Below are 22,192 nucleotides of genomic sequence, written 5' to 3'. Positions count from 1 at the left end.
GCCTTCCTCACGTTAGATGGTTGGAATGAGAAGCAGGTGGAGAATCTGTGCCATCAGGGAGACGACTGTCCAACGACTCTTCATATTTTGTTGGTGATTTACGCATCAAGCGCAACAGATAAAAGAATCCAGCTCCGAAGACAACAAAATACACAACGATAAACGCGGTTAAGGAAACGCTTATCGCTGCGGCGTCAATAGGCGACGCAGAATCGGCGGTAGTGAGTAGTCCATATACGGTGTATGGTTGGCGACCCACTTCAGTGGTTATCCAGCCAGCTAGTACAGCAATAAAACCTGCCGGGCCAAAGAGTACGCACAGTTTGTGGAACCAAGGCGTTTTAAACAGAGTTTTTCTCTTTCTTAGCCATAAACTACAAAGACCTATGAATAGCATGCCAAAGCCAATGCCGACCATAACCCTGAAACTCCAGAATACGATAGCAACAGGAGGGTGTTCGTCGGCTGGAAATGCATCTAAGCCTTTTACTTCACCATCCCAGTCATGTGTCAGAATCAGGCTGCCAAGTTTGGGGATTTCGACCTTATATTCCACTTCCTGAGTTTCATCATTGGGGATACCAAACAAGATTAGCGGCGCACCTTTGTGTGATTGGTAATGACCTTCCATAGCCGCGACTTTAGCTGGTTGATGCTCCAAGGTATTCAAACCATGCATGTCACCGGCAACAATCTGTATTGGCGTGACAATGGCCGCCATCCACATAGCCATTGAGAACATTGTCCTAGCCAGAGGGTTGTGGGGAGCAGATAGCAAGTGGTAGGCACCTACAGCAGCAACGACAAAGGCTGTGGTTAGGTAGGCAGCGAGTAGCATGTGAACTAATCGATATGGAAAAGAAGGGTTGAACACGATTTCAAACCAACTTTCTGGGATGAATTGACCCACTTCATTGATTGAATAACCTGCGGGTGTTTGCATCCAGCTGTTGACGGAAAGTATCCAAAATGCAGAAAGAAATGTGCCGAAAGCGACAACACAAGTTGAAGCAAAGTGCAGCTTTTTACCGACCCTGTCCATTCCGAATAGCATCACGCCGAGAAAGCCTGCTTCGAGGAAGAAAGCGGTGAAAACCTCATAGCCCATTAAAGGTCCGAGTATTGGCCCCGTCTTGTCTGCGAAGACACTCCAGTTCGTGCCGAATTGATAGCTAAGCACGATGCCGCTGACTACCCCCATACCGAAACTGATGGCGAAGATTTTCAGCCAATACTTGTACAGCTGTAAGTACTTTTCGTTGTTTGTTTTAAGCCACAAACCCTCTAACACGGCTAAATAGCTCGCTAATCCAATGGTAAAGGCTGGAAAAATGATGTGAAAAGATACTGTGAACGCGAACTGAAATCTTGCTAAGTCCACTGCCAGCGTTTCCATAACATGCTCCTCGCGACGAATATGCTGTTATGTACGATGTCTGGCAGTTGATTGTTCACAACCTAAGAAAATTAGTAGTGCGCCAAACGACAAAAATGCTCGTAGATAAGATTGAAAACTTAATTCGGAAGTAAAGATATGAGCTTGAAAAGTAGACTGGATGCCATAGCCCCCGATTTCGAACCGGGCGGTAAGTATGAGAAGTTTTATCCCGTGTTCGAGGCCGCTGCGACCATATTTTATACCCCAGGTTTAGTGAATAGAGGTGTGACACATGTGCGTGACAGCATTGATTTGAAACGCATTATGATAATGGTGTGGCTGGCGACTTTCCCTGCCATGTTTTGGGGGATGTACAATGTTGGTAACCAGTCCTCCATGGCTCTGTTAAGCGTATACTCTGTGGCAGAATTGGAGACCGTTGTTGCTGATAGTTGGAGACTAATGTTGGCATTCGGCTCCGCTCAGGGGGTCGCCGATGCCGGCTGGATGAGCAAAATGCTGCTTGGGGCAAGTTACTTTCTACCAGTTTACGCCACCGTTTTTGTTGTCGGAGGCTTTTGGGAAGTATTGTTTGCAGTTGTGAGGAAACATGAAGTAAACGAAGGTTTCTTCGTGAGCTCTGTACTCTTCTCTCTCATTCTTCCTCCTACCATCCCTCTTTGGCAAGCTGCACTCGGTATCACCTTTGGTATTGTCGTGGCAAAAGAGATATTTGGTGGCACAGGTCGAAATTTTTTGAATCCTGCTCTGGCTGGGAGAGCGTTTCTCTACTTTGCCTATCCTGCCAACATGTCAGGAGGCGCGGTATGGGTTGCCGCTGATGGTTATTCTGGAGCGACACCGCTGAGTCAATGGTATGAAGGTGGTCAAGGTGCTCTGATAAACAATATGACTGGTGAAGTGTTGCGTTGGAGCGACGCGTTCTTGGGTAATCTTCCCGGTTCGATGGGAGAAGTTTCTACGTTGCTGATCATGCTCGCTGGCTTGCTTCTCATAGCGATGAGAATCGCATCGTGGCGGATTGTCGCGGGCGTTATCATGGGTTTAGCTGTTACTTCAACACTGCTTAACGTGATTGGTTCTCAAACTAACCCCATGTTCTCGATGCCTTTCTACTGGCACTTCGTATTGGGTGGTGTGGCATTTGGCACTTTCTTCATGGCCACGGACCCTGTCTCGGCTGCGTTTACTAACAAAGGTAAATGGGCATATGGCATCCTCATTGGTGTTATGACAATAGGCATTAGAGCGCTTAACCCTGCATACCCCGAGGGGATAATGCTGGCTATTCTGTTTGCTAATTTATTTGCGCCGTTATTCGATTTCATGGTCAAAGAAGGCAATATAAAAAGAAGACTTAAGCGTTGTGAGCGCTAACTGCATGAAGAAACAGCATTTACCGAAAAAAATGTGTGTGGTCTGCAGTAGACCATTTACATGGCGCCATAAGTGGCGCCATTGTTGGGAGGAGGTTAAGTATTGTTCGGAGCGATGTAGAAGAAGTCGTAATCACCAAGGCAGTTCTTCACCGTTATAAGCAAGAAAGCTGCCGCTGATATCCGAAGTTGCTTCGGAAATGATGTTGACGAGATCTGCGGCCACTCTATCAGGTTCAAACAGTTTTCCCTCTGGTACATTGGCTTGAAAAGGTTTTGATAATTCGGTGTCCGTTGTCCCTGGATGCAGTGAAAGAACGCATGCTTTGGGCATAGTTCTTCCCCATTCAATACTGAGGGTTTTGAGTAGCATATTGAGTGCCGCTTTAGATGAGCGATAGCTATACCAGCCTCCCAATTGATTATCTTTAATGCTGCCGACTTTGGCTGAGATAGTTGCGAGCTTTGGCTGGCTACTATGCTTCAAGGCGCTTTGAAAGTGTTTGGCGATCAGCATCGTCGGCATCGCATTATTCATGATGTTTTTTAGGTAAAAATCGGGATCAAATGATTTGAGGTTCTTTTCGGGCCCATGGTGTTCATCATGTAACAATCCAACCGCGTTAATAATCCAATCTAGTTGCTCTATCTCATTCGCTAGCAATTGCAGTTGCGCCTCATCTGTCACATCTAGTTTGTGCCAAATGATTGTTTCATGAGAATGGGTTGGTTGCTGATTTCTATAAGTAGCGTGTACTTCAATATCAGGACTATGTTGGGCTAAATTCCGGCAAATTGCGTGTCCAATACCGCCGTTTCCACCAAAAATAAGTACTTTCATTAGATACCCTAGAGTTAAGCTGTTTGAGAGATATTTAAATGTATAACTATGACTTATAGTTTGTTTTACGACCTAGAGGTTGAGAGAGATTACTGTTCGAATACTTTTTATTGAGCGCCGCTTTTTGAGAAACGTGATGCTTTAGTCGCTGATTTATGTGATTAATTTCACGCAAATGATAAAGAGTTACACAGATTTCTATAAAAAGTCGTGTTCCCTTCCAAAGTCACAATTCTATAAGCTAACTTTATATGTGCTAGGTTTCTTATTTTAGAGTGTGTATGTTATGCCACTTGTTAAACGGAATTTAATGGCTTTAGGTCTTGGCTCCTTACTCATTGGAGTAGCAGCTTTGTTTGCCAGTCAGTATGAATCGCGAAACAAGACCAATGATACCAAAATAAGAGTCGGTGTCTCTTTGACTCCGCTGGCTTCTCCCTTTTTGATTGCTGAACACCTTGGCCTTTTCGATGACTATGATCTTGATGTCACTTTGTACCCTTGTGCTAGTGGAATAGCCTGTACCCAATTGATGCTAAATCGAGATGTCGAGTACGCGACCGCCTCCGAATCGGTAGTGATGTTTCAGAGTTTTGAGCGTAAAGATTTGGCATTGCTGGTGAGCTTTGTTGAGTCAGATAATGACCTTAAGCTGCTTACGCTAAACCCCTCTGAAGTCGGAGACGTGGGAGCGCTACAAGGTAAGAAAGTAGGTGTAGTAAAAGGCAGTGCCAGCGAGTTTTATTTTGATTCTGTGCTGATTGCCAACAATCTCAAAACCCTCAATGTAGAAAAAGTCTATCTCCAGCCTCATGAGTTGGTTCCAGCGTTACTGTCCTATCGTGTGGAAGCGATTTCAGCTTGGGAGCCAATGGGTTACAAAGCCGACATCTTATCTGCTGCCGAAGTGAGTAATCTGGGTACTCCGGGGATTTATCAACAGTCCTTCAATTTACTGTCGACCACTCCTTATCTTGAGTTTGCCGGTAATGAGCCCACGCAATTATTGGGCGCTCTTGATGAAGCTGTGGAATGGATCAATGCAAATCCGGACAAGGCTTTGGGCATCATTACTAAACGCCTCAATATTCCTGCCAATCAAGTTAAGTGGTCATGGGAAGACTATGTTTTCCGTTTATCGCTGGGCAATTCGTTGCTTTCTAATCTGCAATTACAAGCGAGATGGGCAGTAGAAAGCGGACTGGTCGGGAGCGAACAACCCGACTTCAGAGACTTGTTCTTTACTCAACCCTATCAACAAATCATTGCTTTGCGAGAGTAAGCTATGTTGGATTCACTGTTTAAAAAGCTGTTTGTACTATCAACGACAACCTTGATGCTGACGTTATTCATCATCATTTCTTTTGCGAAAGTGGCGGGAGAACAACGTGAAACAAAAGCCGAATTGGATCAGATCATTGATTTACAATTGTGCGTTGATTTACTCAGAAGCCAGTTGTGGGTCTTCCTTCAGTTTGGTGATGAATCCAGCCTCAATCAAGTGGAATTGGCTCAGGCGGAGTTAGCGACCAAATTGACAGCTTATAAGCAGAACAACAGTCAGCTAGGAAATATCCAGCGTATGAATCACAGCTTAAATGCGCTGCTGAATAAAGAAAAACAAGTGTACTTTTTATCCATCAATGGCCTCGACGAGCAGGGGTCCGCAAACATCAATGCGCGAGGCTTACTCCACTCTCGTTACAACATGATTGTTCAGAACATGACAGAAGAGCTGGCTTATGTTCATCAGTCTGTACTTAACCGTAATGCAAACAGCCTGCATCAAGTTATGCTTTATGCGGCAGCATGGTTGATCATCTGTTCAGTCTTGGTCAGTGCGACGGCTTGGTTGATTTCGTTCCGCTTTAAATCCGGTGCCGAAGCAATGAAGAATGCGATTATCGACTTGGCTGAAGGGAAATTAGACTCAAAAGTCGAAGCAGTGAAAATGGATACTGAGTTTCGAATCATGGCGCAATTTTTTAATCAGATGACAATGTCATTGTGTGAAACAACAGTAACTAAGCAAGAACTGGAAGAAGAGGTGATGCGCCAGACTCAGCAGCTCAAACATAAGCAGGAGCAGCTGATATTTTTATCAGAGCACGACCCTCTGACGAATCTCGTCAACCGCAGAGCATTTGATAAAGCATTAGAGAATGCGATCGTTAAAGCGAACCGTACTCAGTGTAAACTGGCTATTTTCTTCATTGATTTGGATGACTTTAAGTCCGTCAATGACACATTTGGCCATGAAGCGGGAGACGCCATTCTTGTTGAGGTGGCAAGTCGTATCACAGCGGCAATCCGTGAATCTGATTTTGTTGGCCGTTTTGGGGGGGATGAGTTCGTTATCTGCCTCGATCTTTTGCATGACTTTGATATTGTTGCAAAAAAGGCTGAGCAACTGCTGGATGCGATTAACGCACCGATTGAGTTCAACGGCCGAACCCTCAAAGTAGGAGCTAGTATTGGCGTCAGTTATTTCCCTGATCAGACTAAGAACAAAGAAGTCTTATTAAGTATTGCCGACGAGGCGATGTACAGAGCGAAACAGATGGCGGGATCCGCGTGTTTTGATGGGAAAACTACAGTCTGCAAAAAAGGTTCTAAGTCTGTTCGGTTAACTTCAATCAATGATTGAAATTAGGGCAGAATAGATTCAAATCGCCTTTAAATTCACTGGCCTTTCTAAGAGGTTGTACATTTCTTTAAACACCCGTTTATTGATAGATTTAACGCATTATCTCGACATTATTGTCAATTATCGACATCTTATCCGCGTTTGGTTCACGCATGGTTTTGTGAATCGTATTTGGATAGGAAGCCAACATGGATAAAGAACACAGTTTACGTGAGAATTTGCTCGCACTTATCTTAGGGAGCGCTTTGGTCTCTCTCGGAGTTATTTTCTTCAATAAAGTTGGGTTACTGACTGGTGGGACTGCTGGCTTGGCGATATTCCTGACGAAAGTCAGCGACTTTAGCTTCGGTCAGGTATTTTTTATGCTTAACCTGCCGTTCTATGCTCTGTCTATCGCTCGCATGGGTTGGCGATTTACCGTCAATACATTTGTCGCTGTCAGTATTGTTTCCCTTGCTGTTGATCATCTGCATCATGTCATTGAGATAGCTCGCATTGAACCTTTATACGCTGCTCTGCTGGGTGGAGGCTTAATAGGCATGGGGATGCTAGTTATCTTTCGCCACAAAATGAGCCTAGGAGGGTTTAACATTCTGGCGTTATTCCTTCAGGAGCGCTTTGGCATTCGAGCAGGTAAAGTTCAGATGGTGCTGGATTGCACAATCGTTGTTTTATCTCTGTTTATTGTCGATCTTTCTCTTATTCTGCTTTCAGTAGTTGGCGCCATTGCCACAAACCTAATCTTGGCAATGAATCATAAACCGGGTCGTTATCAACCCCAGCAATCCTCAGCATCTTAGATAAAGCAGTCAAACGGTTTAATGCTATATTAAGCCGTTTTTATCTGTCTTCGAGTAGCGCTTCTAGACTTTGAATACTGCGAACGCCTTTTGGAACAGGAAGATTTGTTGGGTTGTACCAAATGGTCTGTAATCCTGCTTTCTCTGCGGGGTAGATATCTTTCTCAAGAATGTCGCCGACCATCACCAGTTCAGAGGGGTGATGGCAAAGTGATTTGGCAATTTCGAGATAAAACTCAGCACTATTCTTCTCTAGGCCTAAGTTAGCCTTGCAGAAATAGCCGTTAATATAGGGATCTAATCCGACCCTTTGAAAGGCTTGTTGGATTTCACGTTCGGTTGAGTCTTGAGCGCTGGTTGCTACGTAGACTGGGAAATGGCGGCTGAGCGACTTAAGTGTCTGTTCCGCTTTATCTACGGCCTCTACGTTCGGCCATAGATACATTTTCCCCTGCTGATCTGGGAAGTCGACCATGAGCGTGTTTCCCCAATCAAAAAGATAAACCTTATTCATTACTCTCTCCGTTTAACATGGTTGATTTCATTATTTTAAATCGGCTGCCATAAATCCAGAGGTAAATTTCGCCAACATATAAACATATTCACCTAATTAATTTATTTCGGCGTTTGGCTTGTTTTATTTAACTGTTTGTATTTTATGAACTTTGTTGTTGGCACTCTCTTTGCTCACGCCTTTAGTGCAAGCAATTCGTCATCGGTGAAATGGATTACCAATTAAAAGCATTAATTTTATGGATATTTCATATCTTTATGATGTCGAAGCTATAGCTTACTCGTATAAAACAAAGCCTGCCTCGTAAGAGCAGAAAAATAATAGGCTGTCATTCTAATAAGGACTTTTTATGAAAACTAAGCCGTTACGTTGGTTGCTTCCCGTTGTCATCCTCGGAGGAGCCTACGGTGGCTATGCTGCAATTGCCTCAAGCGCAGCAGAAAGCACAGAAACTAAACCAGAGAAAAAGCCGTTAACTGTGACTGTAGCGTCAGTGAAATCAAGCGATCATAAAGTACTGATCACCAGTCACGGTGAACTGTTGCCCGTAGAGGTGACGCAAGTTTCTGCTCAGGTATCTGGTGAGGTAACGAGCTGGCACCCCAATTTTGTTGCAGGTGGGGTCGTTAAACGTGGAGAGACGCTGTTTTCAATCGAGAGCGACAACTATCAGGCCGCGGTATTACAGGCAGAAGCGAATTTGGCCAGCGCTCAGGCGTCTTTAATTGAAGAAAAAGCAAAAGCAGAGGTGGCGAAGCGCCAGGCGAAAAACCTGCCAGCTAAGCAGGTAACAGATCTTTATTTACGCAAGCCCCAGGTGCTGAGTGCCATGGCACAGGTTAAATCAGCGCAGGCTGGTCTTAAGCGGGCAAAGCGCGATCTTGAAAACTGCAAAATCGTTGCACCCTATGATGCGCTGGTGGTATCACGCGATATTGGTGTCGGGCAATATATTTCAGCTGGCGCACATGTCGCGACGCTTAACAATATTGAAGCAGGTGAGGTTCATATTCCGATTGCTGGCTTTGACAGCGCTTTCTTGCCGGAAAACTACGCCGGAGTCTCAGCCACAGTGGTGCAACGAGGTATTATTGATGCGAAGCGAGAGGGAGTAATCGAGCGTGATCTTGGCGTGGTTGATAGTGCTACTCGAATGATCAATATGGTGGTCCGTGTTGATGACCCGTACGCCATTGAATCCGACGCTTCACCGCTCAAGTTTGGCTCTTATGTGGAAGTGCAGTTTATCGGTAAAGAACTCAAACACATTTACCGTTTACCTCAGGAGTTGGTCAACAACCGACAGGTTTGGGTTGTCAACGAAGATAACGAATTGGAACCTCGTATCGTCAACGTGTTACGCGCCGAGCAAGAGTTTATGCTGATCAGCGAAGGTTTATCTGACGAAGACCAGATTGTTCTGACGGTACCTGAATATCCGCAAAAAGGTATGCGGGTAGAAGTTGCCGTCACTGAAAGTGAACAGTAGGGGTTATAGCATGGACGATTCTAAACAAAAGGGCTTGATTGCCTACTTTGCTCACAATCCAGTCGCCGCTAACCTGTTGATGGTGTTTGTCCTGATTGTTGGTACGGTGAGTTTCTTCTTCATTCAGAGACAAATGTTCCCCAATATTGAGGTTAACTACATCAATGTTAGTGCGCAGTATCCGGGCGCTTCGCCTCAAGAAATCGAAGAGAGTATTCTCATTAAGTTGGAAGAATCTCTAAAAGATGTAACGGGGATAAAAAAGGCGGTCACCACAGCTTCTCGTGGTAGTGGCGCTATTGAGATTGAAGTCGATGTCGATCAAGACGTCGAAGACGTGCTGGATAAAGTCAAACAAAAGGTCGATTCTGTATCTAACTTCCCAGCGGGAATGGAGCCGATTCAGGTTTACCAGTTTGAGTTTAGGCAGGATGTGATTGAAATGGCGCTGGTCGGTAACCGTTCGCTACTGGAACTCAAACCGATAGCTAAGCAGATCGAAGATGAGCTGCTGCAGTTGCAAAATGTTGCTCTGGTAGAGCTGAGTGCGCCAGAGTATGAAATTGCGATTGAAGTAGAGCCACAGGTGCTACGCAAATATAGTCTCACTCTCAATGATGTGAGTCAGGCGATTCAACGCTACTCCGCTAACTACTCGGCGGGCGAGGTCAGAACCAACGCTGGGATGATTTCGGTTCGCATTGAGAATCAGTATTACAGCGGTGAAGAGTTTCGTGATATTCCGGTCAAGATCGGTGCTAATGGCGGTCGGGTCTTGCTGCAAGATATTGCGACCATCAAAGATGGTTTTACCGAAGATGATCGCTACTTTAAGTATTCTGGCGAGAATGCTATTTACCTGTCTGTAAAAGCGACCAAAGACCAAAATATGGTCACGGTAGCGGAGTCAGTAAAGGCTTATATAGAGCAAAAGAACACAAGCTTACCCGCAGACCTGAAGATCAAAACGCTGGTCGACATGACCTATTACCTCAACGCACGCCTCGATATGATGCTTAAAAACCTGCTGCAAGGTGCTGTTCTGGTTGCATTGATGCTCAGCCTTTTCTTGCGTGTCAAACTTGCGATGTGGGTAATGATAGGCTTACCTGTCTGCTTCCTTGGGGCTGTGATGTTAATGCCTGCGATTGGCGTCAGCATCAATATTGTCTCACTGTTCGCTTTCATTATGGTGTTAGGGATAGTCGTCGATGATGCCATTGTCATTGGTGAGAGTGCTTATTCTGAGATAGAGAAAAGCGGCGGTGGGGTTGATAACGTGGTACGCGGCGTTAAGCGCGTGGCAACTCCTGCAACCTTTGGTGTCCTGACCACAATTGCTGTATTTGCGCCGTTTTTAATGTCGAAGGGAATTGAGCGTGCCTTTTTCTTTGGTATCGCAGCGATAGTGATTCTGTGTCTCATCTTCAGCTTGATTGAGTCCAAGCTGATCTTACCGTCACATTTGGCACATTCGAACTTTAAGCCGATTAAAAAGGGAAGCTGGCGAGATAGATTCAACCAGCGTTTCTTTAGTTTTGTTCATGGCCCCTACAAGCGCTTTGTTACCGCTTGTACTTACTGGCGCTGGAGTGTATTTGCTGGATTCGCGGCGTTGCTTGTGATCAGTATTGCTCTGGTTATGGCGAACTATGTGAGAATCATACCATCGCCGAAAGTGCCGCATGACTTCCCAAGTATTAAGCTGGTGATGAACGACAATGTGTCGAGTGAACAGACCATTGAAGCGCTCAAACAGATCGAAAGTACTGTGTTACGTATCGATAGGGAAACGGAGCAGCAAACCGGCCAGAAGATGATCCGGGATATTTTGACTTTCAGCCAGGGCCGCAAAGAAGGTCGATTGGTGATCCCGTTAGTTGACGAAGAACTGCGTCCTTTCAATACCTTTGAGTTGGCGCGTCGTTGGCGTGAAGAGATGCCGAATATACCGGGGCTGAAGATGCTCAATGTCTCTGACAACGTCAATGACGATGAGAAAGGGGACGAGTTTGGTTTCCTTCTTTACGGCTCAGACATTGACACTTTGAATGAAGCGGGACGTGCGCTGATTGTGAAACTGAAGCAAGAAGAAGGCTTATTTGATATTTCGTCTTCTATTGATGCGGGTAGTCAGGAAGTTTTACTGTCTCTGGCACCTGTCGCTTACGACCTCGGGCTTAATTTGTCTGATATTGCCGTGCAAGTCGGCGGTAGTTTTTACGGTGGTGAAGCACAACGCGTGCTTAGGGATGGCGAAGAGATCAAAGTCATGGTTCGTTACCCTAAATTGACGCGAGAAGCCTTCGCCTCTCTACGCTATGCGGTGATCACTACACCCGAAGGCAAAAAGGTAATGCTGGGAGATGTAGTAGAAATCAACCAGAAACCGGGTGTGAGCAGTATTCGCCGAGAAGGTGGCTTCCGCAGTGTGTATGTCTACGGCTCGATTGATGAAGAGCTGGTGGAGCCAAGTGAAATTGTAGAGCGGGTCCATGAGCAAATCATACCGGATATTCTATCTGGTTATCCTGGCGTGAAAAGCCAGTTAGGCGGAACCATTGAAGAACAGCAAGCTCAGCAAGATGAGCAAAAAATCTTCTTTGTCGCAGGGATGATCATCGTCTACATCTTATTAGCCGTGCCGTTAAAGAGTTACACTCAGCCGTTGATCATCATGTCAGTCATCCCGTTTAGTCTCACTGGCGCAATCTGGGGACACTACTGGTTTGGTTTAGATCTCAGCATGATGTCGACCTTTGGTTTGATAGCCGCCGCTGGGGTAGTGGTGAATGACTCCTTGGTCATGACCGATTACGTCAATCATGTGCGTGCTCGTGGGGTGGCAATTAAGGAGGCTGTGATTGAAGCAGGTTGTGCAAGGTTCCGTGCAATTACACTGACTTCAATCACTACGTTCGTTGGGGTCTTGCCGATTATGTTCGAAACGAGTTTGCAGGCAAGATTCGTGATTCCAATGGCGGTTGCTTTAGGTTTCGCTGTGCTATTTGCAACCTTGTTAACTTTAGTGCTCGTTCCTTGCTTGTACCTGATGTTGGATGACATTAAGGGTATCTTCCGCTGGATAAAACAGAAACTGACCCGTCGCTCGACGTCGGAGGTTGTTGAACAGTAATTCGGATACAAGGGGGCAACTAGGCCCCCTTTTCTTTAATCCACCTAAAGTCAGTTTTCTCTATTGACCTGTCTAAAGCTTCATAGTTTATAGTGTTGATATCAACATGAGGACGAAGCATGTATCGAATTTCTCAACTCGCAGAACAAATCGGCTTAAGTCGTTCCACTCTTTTGTATTACGAAAAACTGGGTTTGATTCAAGGGACCAGACAAGCCAATGGATACCGGATGTACACAGACAAAGATGTGCAAAGGGTGCGTCTGTTGCAGCAGCTACAGGCAGGTGGCTTGACATTGGAAGAGTGTCTTGAATGTCTGGAGTCGAAAATCGACAGAAACAAGTTACTGCAAAGACTGAACGCGCTGGATGAGGAGATCCAACGCAAGAAGAAAGCCAAGGAACTGCTGTCAGCCATGTTGGGGATGAATTCAATGCGCGATTGGCACCAGGAGATGGAGGAGCACGCCCCTTCGGCTCACATGGAGTGGTTGATAAAACAGGGCTTCAGCGAAAAGCAGGCATTGAGATTGAAATGGTTATCAAAAGATATGAATGAACACGAACAATATATGGCAGATTTCGAGCAGATTTTTACGGGATTGAAGAGACTTGGCCCCGGCTCTGAGCAGGATACATTGCGTGCATTGAGTGCATTATCCCAGAATAAAGGGGCTTTACTGGAAGTCGGCTGCGGTAAAGGCATCGCCACCGGGGTCTTAGCGTCTCATTCGGAATTCCGTATTACCGCGTTGGATAACGACGAAGCAAGTCTCAGAAGCTTACAAGAAGGAATACCCGTTGAAAAACAAGTGAATGCGATTTGTGCCAGCATGACGGACATGCCATTTGAAGCCGCTCAGTTTGATGTGATTTGGTCTGAGGGCAGTGCTTACATTATGGGAGTAGAGAATGCGCTCAAAAGCTGGAAAGCCCACCTAAAACCAAGCGGTTACCTTGTCGTGAGCGATCTTGTGTGGTTAACAGATAATCCTGACTCCGATGTCTCGAATTTCTATCAAAAAGAGTATCCGGATATGGTGACCGTAGATAAGCGCATCGCGCAAATGCGTCAGGCAGGCTATGAAGTAGTAGAGACGTTTACTCTAAGCCAACAGTCATGGAATAACTTTGTCGATCCTCTCGTGTCTAGAGTTGGTGAACTGGGGAGCTCTCTACAAGCTTCTCAGGCACTAATCGATATGAAGTCAGAATTACATATGCACCAGAACTACTTACATCAATACGGCTACCAAATGTTTGTTCTAAGAAAAGTGTAAGTGAAAAGGGCTGTGAACTTCACAGCCCTTGCTTGTTAATAGAGGTTGTTAAATCTCCTCATGCTTACGCACTACGCCGAAATCGGCGAGGATGGCGTACGCGGCAGGGATCATAAACAGCACCAGTAGAGTTGAAGCGAAGATACCAAACACAATTGAAATCACTAGTGGTTGGATAACTTGCGCTTGCAAGCTGGTTTCAGTTAACAGAGGTAACAAACCGGCTGCTGTGGTCATAGAAGTGAGGAATACAGCTCTGAAACGTTCCCGGCTTGCTTTGACAACGGAGTCATGAACATTGTCGCCCTCGTCCACATGATGTCGGATGTACTGAACCAGTAGAATGGAATCATTGACGACAATCCCTGCAAGGGAAACAAAGCCCATTAAACTAGGCATGCTGAGTGAGTGACCGAGCAGGATGTGCCCCCAGACGACACCAACAAATGCCAATGGAATGGCTAACATCACCACGAATGGTTCGAGGTAGCTACGGAACTGGTAACTAAGGATGGCGAACACCCCAAATAGCCCAAGTAAGAAGCCTTTACCCATTGAAGCTCCCGTTTCCGCGGTGTCTTTTGCTTCGCCTTCAAAATCGAAGCGTAGTCCCGGATATTTCTGCATCAACTTAGGCGCTTCGTCTTTTTGGAACTGGGCGATGATGGCTGTGGAATTGGCTTTGGTGTTATCAATATCGCCGAATACGCTGATGGTACGCAGCCCATCAATGCGTTGGATTCGCACATAGTTACGTTGGAAATCCAGAGTAGCGATAGTGGCCAGCGGGATCTGGCTGCCATCAGATAAAATGATGGGGAAGTTGGCCAATTGTTGCAGATCCCCAGCTTGGACTTTGTCCAAACGCACTTCGATCGAAATGTTCTCCACACCTACTTGAATTTCGTCTGCCGTTTGGCCGAAAAAGGCAGCGCGTAACTGATTGGCGATGAGTTGGCCGTTAACGCCATAGGTTTCGGCACCGGGGCGAAGTTTGACTAGCACTTCCTCTTTGCCCATTCGCATGTCATCCAACACGCCGTGTACGCCATCAAACTCATTGAGATATTGCTGAATTTCGATAGAAGCGGCTTTTAGTGCGTCGAGATCATCATGCTTAGCACGGATCTCAATGGCACGCCCGCCCGGTCCCATTGTTGGTTGTTTGTAGACCAAAGATATTGGATCAGCGAGCTCACCGACGTCTTCACGCCAAGCTGCAATGAATTCCTCAATCAATGTGTTTCGGCTTTCAGCACCGAGTAAATCCAAACGCACAGTGGCGATGTGAGGCCCAGACTCATTGGCGTCCGCATTGGCGTTGAACTGGCTAGTGATGTGTTGAACCAATGGTGTGCCATTTTCGACTTTCTCACTCCATTCTTTGTCCAGCTTTCGGGCTGAGGTGACGATCTTATCGACCACCGCTTCAGTCTGAGAAAGGGAAGAGCCGGGAGGAAGAATGATTCGTGCTTCAGCAATATCCCCATCAAGCTCAGGAAAAGGCTGAAATTTGAGTAACCCGCCCGCTAACGTCGCTGCAGAAATCAGAAGTAACGCAAAGACACCACCAATAAAGGCGTAACGGTATTCTACGACTTTCTCAACCGCACTGACCAATTTGGTATTACGGAAGTTTTCAAATCCATCGAGCAGCTTTTGTTTGAACTTTGCTGGTGGCTTTTCCTTTTTCTCTTTGTGTAATGAGTGCGAAAGGTGGTTGGGTAAGATCAGAAATGCTTCGACAAGACTGAGTGTCAGTACCAGAATCAATACCTGCGGAACGGCCTTAAGTACAGCACCCATCTCACCTTGCAAGAACAGCAGGCTACCAAAAATACACACAGTGGTAAGGAAAGAAGAAATAACACCCGGTAGAACTTTCTTAACGCCATTGGTCACTGCATCATCGACCTTTTCTCCTCTATCCAGATGCGCGGCGATAGATTCTGCAATCACAATCGCATCGTCCATCATAATGCCGATGGCCATGAGCAGACCGACAAGTGACATGATATTGATGGATAGGCCCAGTTGAGCCATGAGAAACAAACCGCCGAGAAATGCAACAGGTAACCCTGCTGCGACCCAGAATGAATAGCGTAGGCTAAAGAACAGCCACATGGTTGCAAACACCAAGATGATCCCTTGCCAACCATTTTTGACCATCATGGTTAGGCGATCCCAAAGTACCGAGGACAAATCATTGGTCAGCTCAAGCTTAACGCCGTCTGGTGCTATTGCTTGTTGGTCTTCAACAAACTGGGCGACACGCTCTTTGATCCTCAGTGCGTCATCTTCTTTGTTTTTGCTCACTTTAAGCAACGCGGAAGGGTGACCGTCAAATAACACCTTTTGTTCGTCCAATTCAAAGCGATCGGTAATGGTTGCAATATCGCGTAGACGAATGAGCGAGCCATTCGGGCCGGAACCTACAACAATGGATTCGAGTTCTTGTGGGGTGACTCTTCTTTCGTCAAAACGGATCAGAAAGTTCTTATCTGGTGTTTCGACATTACCACTCGGAAGCTTGACGTTCTGGCGACCAATCTGTTCGGCAATGTCGCCGACACTCAAACCAAGCTGTCGCATAGCCTGACTATCCAGCTCCACGCGAAATTGATGATCAGAGAAGCCCGCTACTTCTACTAGAGAGACGTCATAATCTAGCTTTAACGTTCTTTTAAGCTGCTCTGCATAGGCTTTCAGTTCTGGCCAAGTGGTATTCGCGGTAATCGCAACATCAACAACAGGCTCATTCCAGTCCAGTTCCTGAACCACGGGAGATTCAATCTCCTGAGGAAAGTCGTTAATGGCGTTAATTTGAGTCTGAACATCGACTAGCATACGGCCGATGTCTGCTTTTTCGTTCAGCTTTAAGATCAGACGAGCAGAGCCTTCGATGGCTTCACATTGGGTTTCTTCAATGTTGGCCAAGCCGTCAACGGCATCTTCTAATCGTACACAGATGCTTTCCTCAACTTCTTGTGGTGAAGCGCCTGGATAGGTAACCCCAGCCATAATGTAAGGCGGATCAAACTCGGGGAAGGTTTCGCGTTTAATATTAGGCAGTGAAGTGATACCCAAAATCAGCAACGTCAGCATTAACAGATTGGCGGCTGTCGGGTGTTTAGCAAAGAATCGAATCATGATTCAGACCCCTCTGCGTCACGGTTCTCTTCCTTAAGCAGCATACCTTCAATCGCGGGCAGCAGATCGTTAATGATCAGTTTTTCGCCTTGCTCCAGATTGCCGTCGATAATGACGTTATTGTCGCGGCGATAAAGCACTTTCACTGTGCGTATCTGCAGCTTGTTGTCTTGACCTTTGACGTAAATTCGGTCGCCATGCAGTGCGCGTTCTGGTATGACCCAGCTTGGGTTTTCCTGGCCTTCAATTTTAGCTCTGACAAACATACCGTTAACTAAAGGTGGGACAGACGTTGGGTTAAGGTTACGGTAATCCTGCTGCACTTCGAGGATGACGCCGACGGTGGCCTGATTTGGGTCAACGGTTTCGCTGATACGTGCCACTCGCGCGGGCCAGCTTGCATTAAGATTACCGCTGTTCAGTTCAATGGTTGCACCAATGAAAATGGTGTCAGGCTGTGGAATCCCATCCGAATCACGACCGAACTCACCAAGGCTCGACGCCAAGGTGTGCATATCGTGGATCGAGAGTTGTGCTTCCACTTCCATTACTTCAATGCCGTGTGCTGTAACCATGGTTTGTTGAAGGTTCACGACCTGATTCTGCTCGATTTCTATATCAGCAATTCTGAGATCGTAAGGAAGCGTAATGATGGTTTTTTCCAGCGCTCGCTGTGCTTCTTCAACTTTAGAGGCATTGACTTTAACCAGTGCTTCCGCGACTCGTTTTTCATCAGGCATCAGACCGATCTGATTGTCGATATCGAGGACTAATTTGCGTTGTGACAGTGCACTCTGCTCTTGCTGGTCGACATCGGATTGAGAAGTTAGCCCTTTCTTTCTCAGGTTCTGTTTGCGTTCCAGCTCTTTGTTAGCAATGTTCAGACGATTGGTTTCAATCTTTAACGTCTGTTTAAGATTTTCTTCTTCGAGTGTCAGTTTGGCTAAAGAGGTTTGAGAAGATTTAAGGTCAGCCTGAGCCTGCACAAGTTTGAGTTCATAATCGAGTGGGTCAATTCTGAGAATTTCCGTTCCCGCTCTTAACACTTGCCCTTTGTTGAGTTGGGGGTGGCGATAAACCACTTTGCCTGTCACTTCCGCAATTGCCTTCCATTCTAGCTTCGGTGCCACTTTGCCAAATCCGATGGCGATGGGGGCGACCGATTTTAGTTCGAGCGACATAGTTTCAACCAGTCGGGCTCGGTCACCAGCAGGTTTGACGGGTAACTCAGGCTTCATTTTAACCGCGAGAACTAAGATGAGTATTCCGACAGCAAGTGCCGGGAAAAAGAGTAGTTTTCGATTGAGTTTCATAACGTCATTCCGTTGTGTGTGAAGGTTGCAGAAAACCTTGCGTCATAAGTTTGATATTGTGCTCGAACAAGCGGTTCAAGAACTCTTCATTGAGTTCAATGCCGTGGATATTGAGTAGGGCTTGCGGAGCAATAAAGGGAAAAACCATTAAGCTAACGTAGGAAACGCGGCATAAGGTCGGGTCAACGTCTTTACGTAGTACACCACTATCAGCCAGTTGATCGAAGATGACGTGCTGCATCGGTTTCCCAATGTCGTCAAAGACTTTCTCCAATAGCTTTCGTTGTGTTTCAGACGGTGGCATGTTCATGACTTGCGCGACAAGCCGAGGAAACTGGGGTATTTTGACCATTTCACGATAATAGGTGCGCATTAGGTCGAGGAAGTTCTTCTGATTGCTATCCGCAGCCAGTGTTTTGAGCTGTTGCTTCATTGGTTCGAGCGTTTCTCGAAGCATGGTTTCAAACAGCCCTTCTTTGCTACCGAAGTAGTACCGAATCATAGCGACATTCACGCCCGCACGTTTAGCAACTAACCGGGTCGACACTTTGTCATAAGCCATTACGGTGAAGAGATCTCTGGCGTGTTCAATGAGTTGAGTTCGAGCATCGATATCTTTGCTCGGCCTGCCTGCTTTACGGGGAGAATCAGCCACGAATACTGCCTCTAATATTAAACGTTTGATTAATTATAGATTGGTGTATTTGTATCCGATATGTGAAAAATTCAACACTATTTAATCAAATGATTAATTAAAGCAATATTGTGAACAGAGTAGAGTTTGTAGAGTGGGGTTGAAAGAAAATACCCGCACAGTGGGCAGACTGTACGGGCAAACAAGGGCAACAATTTAAATTTTTTAGTTTGGAGATTGTTGGTCTAATTTCCGTATCCAAACTGTTATAAAGTATTCGTGGTCTTTAGAATGACTTTGTATCAGTGTAACCAACGCCGTTTAAAGTAACATTAATGTAAATTTAATTTAAATGATAAATATGAAATTATAAATTTCATTTATGAAAAATTCGTGCGACAGATTGCAGCTAGAATGGCGTGATGTGAATGCACAATGGCGTTAAATGAATCTCGGATGCGAGTAAGGGGAAATATAATTCACAGGCTGCCCTGAATCAGAGATTTCTTATGAATATCAAACCTAAACTGATGACGCTATTCATACTAACCAGCCTATTGTTGGGCTGTACTTCCACAACAATGTATTCGCCTGATACGCCACTTGTTGTTGTCGCTCATGGTTTAGGCCGCAGTGACTTCGCGATGCGAGGCCTGAAAAACAGTCTTACTGACGCAGGTTATGCGGTGTGTCGTCTCAATTATTCTTCCATTGGTCAGTCTCTACAGAAGTGGAAAGAAGAAACCACCTCCCAGATTGATCAATGTGTATCAGGTTACTCCACCGTTCACTTTGTCGGTCATTCACTTGGCGGCTTGGCGATTCGCTCATATCTAGCAAACGATGAACAGCTGGCGCAAGATAAGCGACTCGGTAAAGTTGTGCTGCTTGGCACACCGAACAAAGGTAGCGAAGTGGCTGACAGCATGAAAGGGCATTTTCTGATGTCGATTGCGGGAGAAGTCAGCCAGTCGCTGACAACGGGAGAGCAATCCCTTGGGCAGAGATTGCCACCTCCTTATTATCCAGTCGGGGTGATTGCTGGTACTTCAGAATCATCGGGAACAGCCGAACTTTTCCATTCTCTCAACGATGGGCTGGTGTCTGTTGAGTCAGCGAAAGTCAGCAATATGGCAGATTTTATCACCTTAGACGTGAGTCACACTGCGATGCGCTATGATGCCGAAGTCGCGAAACAAACGATCAGCTACCTTCAAACCGGGCATTTTCTCCACTAGACAAAAGCGATATTCGCCGCTCTGTTGTCATTGATTTGGATTGGCCTGCCACTTGATGTTTCGACCAGTACTGAGTTGTGCCAGTACAGACTGAGCCGGGAGCGTAATGCTAGCGTAGGTGATCGGTTTCGAGCTGAAATTGGCGGTGATCGTACTTCCATCGCTGAACGTCGTTTGCTGCACCAACCCAGACTTGCCGAGCCATTTGAACTCGGTAAGCTGTTTATCCCAAAGCTGTTCATGCATGGGGGTATAACCTTGCTGATAATGAGCCAGTGCTTTGAGTCTTGGGCTATCAGGAGAATTCGCTTCATCTCGTGTCAGGTGTACCATTGGAGGCGTGTTGTAGAGCATAGAGATCAAATCGCGCTCCGCCTGCACATTACTAAATTTGAGGCTGTCACTGTGCCAGTGATGACTGTTGACCACTTCGTCGTGGAAAACAATCTGGTACAAAGGTACTCGATATTGTGGAGCAAAAAGCAGGGTTTTATAGGGTTCTTTTACTTTTGCCTGTTTAAAGAAGAAGTCAGGTTTGTGGTCTGGATACCAGCGGCCCAGAAAATACGGTGAACGAGCATCGTTTTTCATTTCGTTGTCTGTCCAGCCAAAGCCGACGGTTTCAAGACCATGAGCAAACGCGATGCCTCGGGTTGTCAGGCTGTTGCCATCTTCTGACCCCAGTACGAGGCCGTCTTGTTTCGTTATCCAGTTCATGCGTTGGTTAAAAGCTTCAAGCATATCTTTCTCGCTACTGCCATCGCTGTAATCTTCTCTTGCCATCGCGGTGGCATCGACGTCGAGAAATAGGCTGTTGAAGCGACCATATTTGACGACATCCAGTACTCGCTGTTTTACGTAATCCAGTTCGCAGTTTGGGTTAAGGTAGTAACCGTTGCCTCGGAAGCCTTTTTTCTTTTCTCCATTAGCAAGCTCTATTGAGCAATGTTGTCTCATTAGTTCGGGTAACTGAGCCGTCAGCCATCCGTCATTAAGCCCTAGAGGAATGGCAGTGTTGTAAGAGTCGTAAGTGGCGACCAGATAGCCCGCTTGCTTAGCGTCGTCCACGACGTTTGGTTGATAAAACGCCGGCATCCAGTTATCAAAACCCAGCCAGAGTTTGGTGAGCCCAGCTTGTTTTAAGTTGGTCAACATATCTGTTGATAATGCTTGCCCCCAGCGCTCAGGTTTGAGCAGATAAGACGCCGCATTTTCTTTCAGCCACTGCTTTTGCTGCTGGGCAGCGTGGTATTGAGCTGCAATCGCATTGTTGCTGAGTGTCGGTGCCGGTGAAGGAAATTTTTGGTGTAGCGAATCATTAAGCGAATCAATCAACAACTGCTTGTGATAGCGACTTAGCCAGTCCTTACCTTTTTTCAGTGGTTGAATCTCTTTGAGTGCTTGTGGAGGAATGGTCAGCTCTGCCTGCTCAAAATACCACTGCTTGAGTCCCCACCAGTTGGTGACATCATCGGTGCTCAGCAAATCCTTACCAAACAGATACACTTGGCTTGCCCCAATCAGTTGCTTGATCTGAGAGGTGTTCTTCATTCTTTCCGCGAGTGTCGTCGACTGATTATGATCAATGCGCCATTGCCTGTACGCTTTGGCTCCATCCATCCAATCATTACCAAGCTTGATCTGAACAGTAAAATCTTGGTGTTGATTGAGAGGAGTGAATTGATGCTCCGCCAACATGTCAATTTTGGGGTGAGCATTCGAGAAATTTAGCGTGTTGTTTGTGGCATTCAGTAATTGATAGCTGATGTAACGATTGTCTTGTTGTGCTGTCCAGAAGGGCATCTTGAGGCCTTGGGTAGTATTAGAACCAGAGTGCTCTTCGGCCAGATAATCTGCCCATACTTGATTGTCTGTCGGGATGCGCATGCCTTCACTGAAAGGAAGAAAGAGTGTTTTGGTTCGCTCCTGAGGCAAATCAAACCAGCTTAACGTGAGGGGCTGGTTACGTTTAATGGCTGGCTTACTCGGAGCAGCGAAGCTTATTTTTAACGCCTCCTTAACCAGTTTAGTCGATACACGAATACCACTTGGCTGAAGCGTCCAACGGGCTTCTGTTTTTGAAACTGACACCAAATCAGAAGCCACCTGAGTATGTTGATTCACTTTCATCGCTTGGCTGTTAACAATGAGATCATTCCAGCTAATTTCTAAATCTTGCGGTGAAATAGAAATCTGATTGTTTTTGTCACTAAGAGCGATGGACTGAGCTTGAACACTGGTTGCTAATACCAACAAAGGCAATGCAGCATATTGCGTTAAAGAACGGGCTTGAAAAAGCATGATGGATTCCTTGAAAAACTAAGGAACCCATTACAGCTGAGGCGGCTTAAATGATTGTCACCCAATTGTCTCTA

General features: G+C 46.0%; 16 protein-coding genes. 9 read left to right on the top strand and 7 right to left on the bottom strand.

Annotation, left to right across the window (positions count from 1 at the left end):
* Positions 1 to 7 precede the first annotated feature (7 nt).
* The gene (locus VIC_RS17410) at positions 8 to 1,396 is read right to left on the bottom strand and encodes a cytochrome ubiquinol oxidase subunit I (protein ID WP_006961396.1); all 1,389 of its coding nucleotides are present in this window, start codon (positions 1,394 to 1,396) and stop codon (positions 8 to 10) included.
* A 138-nt stretch (positions 1,397 to 1,534) separates the two neighbouring features.
* On the opposite strand from VIC_RS17410, the gene VIC_RS17405 reads away from it, so the two are divergent.
* On the top strand, positions 1,535 to 2,776 hold the full coding sequence (locus VIC_RS17405; protein ID WP_006961395.1) for an NADH:ubiquinone reductase (Na(+)-transporting) subunit B: 1,242 nt from the start codon (positions 1,535 to 1,537) through the stop codon (positions 2,774 to 2,776).
* A 4-nt stretch (positions 2,777 to 2,780) separates the two neighbouring features.
* The gene (locus tag VIC_RS26350; RefSeq protein WP_080555942.1) at positions 2,781 to 2,936 is read left to right on the top strand and encodes a DUF2256 domain-containing protein; all 156 of its coding nucleotides are present in this window, start codon (positions 2,781 to 2,783) and stop codon (positions 2,934 to 2,936) included.
* On the opposite strand, the gene VIC_RS17400 is transcribed toward VIC_RS26350, so the two are convergent.
* On the bottom strand, positions 2,909 to 3,616 hold the full coding sequence (locus VIC_RS17400) for an SDR family oxidoreductase (protein ID WP_006961394.1): 708 nt from the start codon (positions 3,614 to 3,616) through the stop codon (positions 2,909 to 2,911). The two genes, VIC_RS26350 and VIC_RS17400, sit on opposite strands and share 28 nt — an antisense overlap.
* Before the next feature lie 310 nt (positions 3,617 to 3,926).
* On the opposite strand from VIC_RS17400, the gene VIC_RS17395 reads away from it, so the two are divergent.
* From VIC_RS17395 to VIC_RS17385, 3 genes are all read left to right on the top strand, one after another.
* Positions 3,927 to 4,898, top strand: coding sequence for an ABC transporter substrate-binding protein (locus tag VIC_RS17395; protein WP_006961393.1), 972 nt, complete (start codon positions 3,927 to 3,929; stop codon positions 4,896 to 4,898).
* 3 nt (positions 4,899 to 4,901) lie between these two features.
* Positions 4,902 to 6,263: a diguanylate cyclase domain-containing protein gene (locus VIC_RS17390; RefSeq protein WP_006961392.1), complete on the top strand. Its 1,362-nt coding sequence runs from the start codon at positions 4,902 to 4,904 to the stop codon at positions 6,261 to 6,263.
* Positions 6,264 to 6,451: 188 nt separating this feature from the next.
* Positions 6,452 to 7,063, top strand: coding sequence for a YitT family protein (locus VIC_RS17385; RefSeq protein WP_006961391.1), 612 nt, complete (start codon positions 6,452 to 6,454; stop codon positions 7,061 to 7,063).
* A 40-nt stretch (positions 7,064 to 7,103) separates the two neighbouring features.
* Here the strand turns inward: VIC_RS17385 and VIC_RS17380 are convergent, their stop codons facing one another.
* On the bottom strand, positions 7,104 to 7,577 hold the full coding sequence (locus tag VIC_RS17380) for an HAD family hydrolase (RefSeq protein ID WP_006961390.1): 474 nt from the start codon (positions 7,575 to 7,577) through the stop codon (positions 7,104 to 7,106).
* Between the two features lie 349 nt (positions 7,578 to 7,926).
* On the opposite strand from VIC_RS17380, the gene VIC_RS17375 reads away from it, so the two are divergent.
* The 3 genes from VIC_RS17375 to VIC_RS17365 all read left to right on the top strand — a co-directional run bounded on the left by VIC_RS17375 (position 7,927) and on the right by VIC_RS17365 (position 13,482).
* The gene (locus VIC_RS17375; RefSeq protein ID WP_006961389.1) at positions 7,927 to 9,066 is read left to right on the top strand and encodes an efflux RND transporter periplasmic adaptor subunit; all 1,140 of its coding nucleotides are present in this window, start codon (positions 7,927 to 7,929) and stop codon (positions 9,064 to 9,066) included.
* Between the two features lie 10 nt (positions 9,067 to 9,076).
* A complete protein-coding gene (locus VIC_RS17370; protein WP_006961388.1) occupies positions 9,077 to 12,202 on the top strand; it encodes an efflux RND transporter permease subunit in 3,126 nt (1,041 codons plus the stop codon).
* A gap of 119 nt (positions 12,203 to 12,321) precedes the next feature.
* A complete protein-coding gene (locus VIC_RS17365; RefSeq protein WP_006961387.1) occupies positions 12,322 to 13,482 on the top strand; it encodes a MerR family transcriptional regulator in 1,161 nt (386 codons plus the stop codon).
* A 48-nt stretch (positions 13,483 to 13,530) separates the two neighbouring features.
* Here the strand turns inward: VIC_RS17365 and VIC_RS17360 are convergent, their stop codons facing one another.
* Genes VIC_RS17360 through VIC_RS17350 form a run of 3 tightly spaced genes read right to left on the bottom strand, consistent with a single transcriptional unit; the run spans position 13,531 to position 18,600 of the window.
* Positions 13,531 to 16,632 carry an efflux RND transporter permease subunit gene (locus VIC_RS17360; RefSeq protein ID WP_006961385.1) on the bottom strand — a complete coding sequence of 1,034 codons (3,102 nt, stop codon included), beginning with the start codon at positions 16,630 to 16,632 and terminating at the stop codon, positions 13,531 to 13,533.
* Entirely contained in the window at positions 16,629 to 17,945 is a 1,317-nt protein-coding gene (locus tag VIC_RS17355) for an efflux RND transporter periplasmic adaptor subunit (protein WP_006961383.1), read from the bottom strand. Before VIC_RS17355 ends, VIC_RS17360 begins: the two co-directional genes overlap by 4 nt.
* A 4-nt stretch (positions 17,946 to 17,949) precedes the next feature.
* A complete protein-coding gene (locus tag VIC_RS17350; RefSeq protein WP_006961381.1) occupies positions 17,950 to 18,600 on the bottom strand; it encodes a TetR/AcrR family transcriptional regulator in 651 nt (216 codons plus the stop codon).
* A 488-nt stretch (positions 18,601 to 19,088) separates the two neighbouring features.
* Here VIC_RS17350 and VIC_RS17345 point away from each other — a divergent pair, with 488 nt between their 5' ends.
* Positions 19,089 to 19,817, top strand: a complete 729-nt coding sequence (locus VIC_RS17345) for an alpha/beta hydrolase (protein WP_006961380.1) — start codon at positions 19,089 to 19,091, stop codon at positions 19,815 to 19,817.
* Positions 19,818 to 19,844: 27 nt separating this feature from the next.
* Here the strand turns inward: VIC_RS17345 and VIC_RS17340 are convergent, their stop codons facing one another.
* Positions 19,845 to 22,118: a glycoside hydrolase gene (locus VIC_RS17340; protein WP_006961379.1), complete on the bottom strand. Its 2,274-nt coding sequence runs from the start codon at positions 22,116 to 22,118 to the stop codon at positions 19,845 to 19,847.
* Positions 22,119 to 22,192 lie beyond the last annotated feature (74 nt).

Source organism: Vibrio coralliilyticus ATCC BAA-450 (assembly GCF_000176135.1).
Lineage (GTDB): Bacteria > Pseudomonadota > Gammaproteobacteria > Enterobacterales > Vibrionaceae > Vibrio > Vibrio coralliilyticus.
This window is presented reverse-complemented; position numbering and strand designations above follow the sequence as displayed.

Coding starts and splice junctions, on each gene's coding strand:
- VIC_RS17410 (WP_006961396.1), bottom strand. CDS start 1,396: ATGGAAACGCTGGCAGTGGACTTAGCAAGATTTCAGTTCGCGTTCACA.
- VIC_RS17405 (WP_006961395.1), top strand. CDS start 1,535: ATGAGCTTGAAAAGTAGACTGGATGCCATAGCCCCCGATTTCGAACCG.
- VIC_RS26350 (WP_080555942.1), top strand. CDS start 2,781: ATGAAGAAACAGCATTTACCGAAAAAAATGTGTGTGGTCTGCAGTAGA.
- VIC_RS17400 (WP_006961394.1), bottom strand. CDS start 3,616: ATGAAAGTACTTATTTTTGGTGGAAACGGCGGTATTGGACACGCAATT.
- VIC_RS17395 (WP_006961393.1), top strand. CDS start 3,927: ATGGCTTTAGGTCTTGGCTCCTTACTCATTGGAGTAGCAGCTTTGTTT.
- VIC_RS17390 (WP_006961392.1), top strand. CDS start 4,902: ATGTTGGATTCACTGTTTAAAAAGCTGTTTGTACTATCAACGACAACC.
- VIC_RS17385 (WP_006961391.1), top strand. CDS start 6,452: ATGGATAAAGAACACAGTTTACGTGAGAATTTGCTCGCACTTATCTTA.
- VIC_RS17380 (WP_006961390.1), bottom strand. CDS start 7,577: ATGAATAAGGTTTATCTTTTTGATTGGGGAAACACGCTCATGGTCGAC.
- VIC_RS17375 (WP_006961389.1), top strand. CDS start 7,927: ATGAAAACTAAGCCGTTACGTTGGTTGCTTCCCGTTGTCATCCTCGGA.
- VIC_RS17370 (WP_006961388.1), top strand. CDS start 9,077: ATGGACGATTCTAAACAAAAGGGCTTGATTGCCTACTTTGCTCACAAT.
- VIC_RS17365 (WP_006961387.1), top strand. CDS start 12,322: ATGTATCGAATTTCTCAACTCGCAGAACAAATCGGCTTAAGTCGTTCC.
- VIC_RS17360 (WP_006961385.1), bottom strand. CDS start 16,632: ATGATTCGATTCTTTGCTAAACACCCGACAGCCGCCAATCTGTTAATG.
- VIC_RS17355 (WP_006961383.1), bottom strand. CDS start 17,945: ATGAAACTCAATCGAAAACTACTCTTTTTCCCGGCACTTGCTGTCGGA.
- VIC_RS17345 (WP_006961380.1), top strand. CDS start 19,089: ATGAATATCAAACCTAAACTGATGACGCTATTCATACTAACCAGCCTA.
- VIC_RS17340 (WP_006961379.1), bottom strand. CDS start 22,118: ATGCTTTTTCAAGCCCGTTCTTTAACGCAATATGCTGCATTGCCTTTG.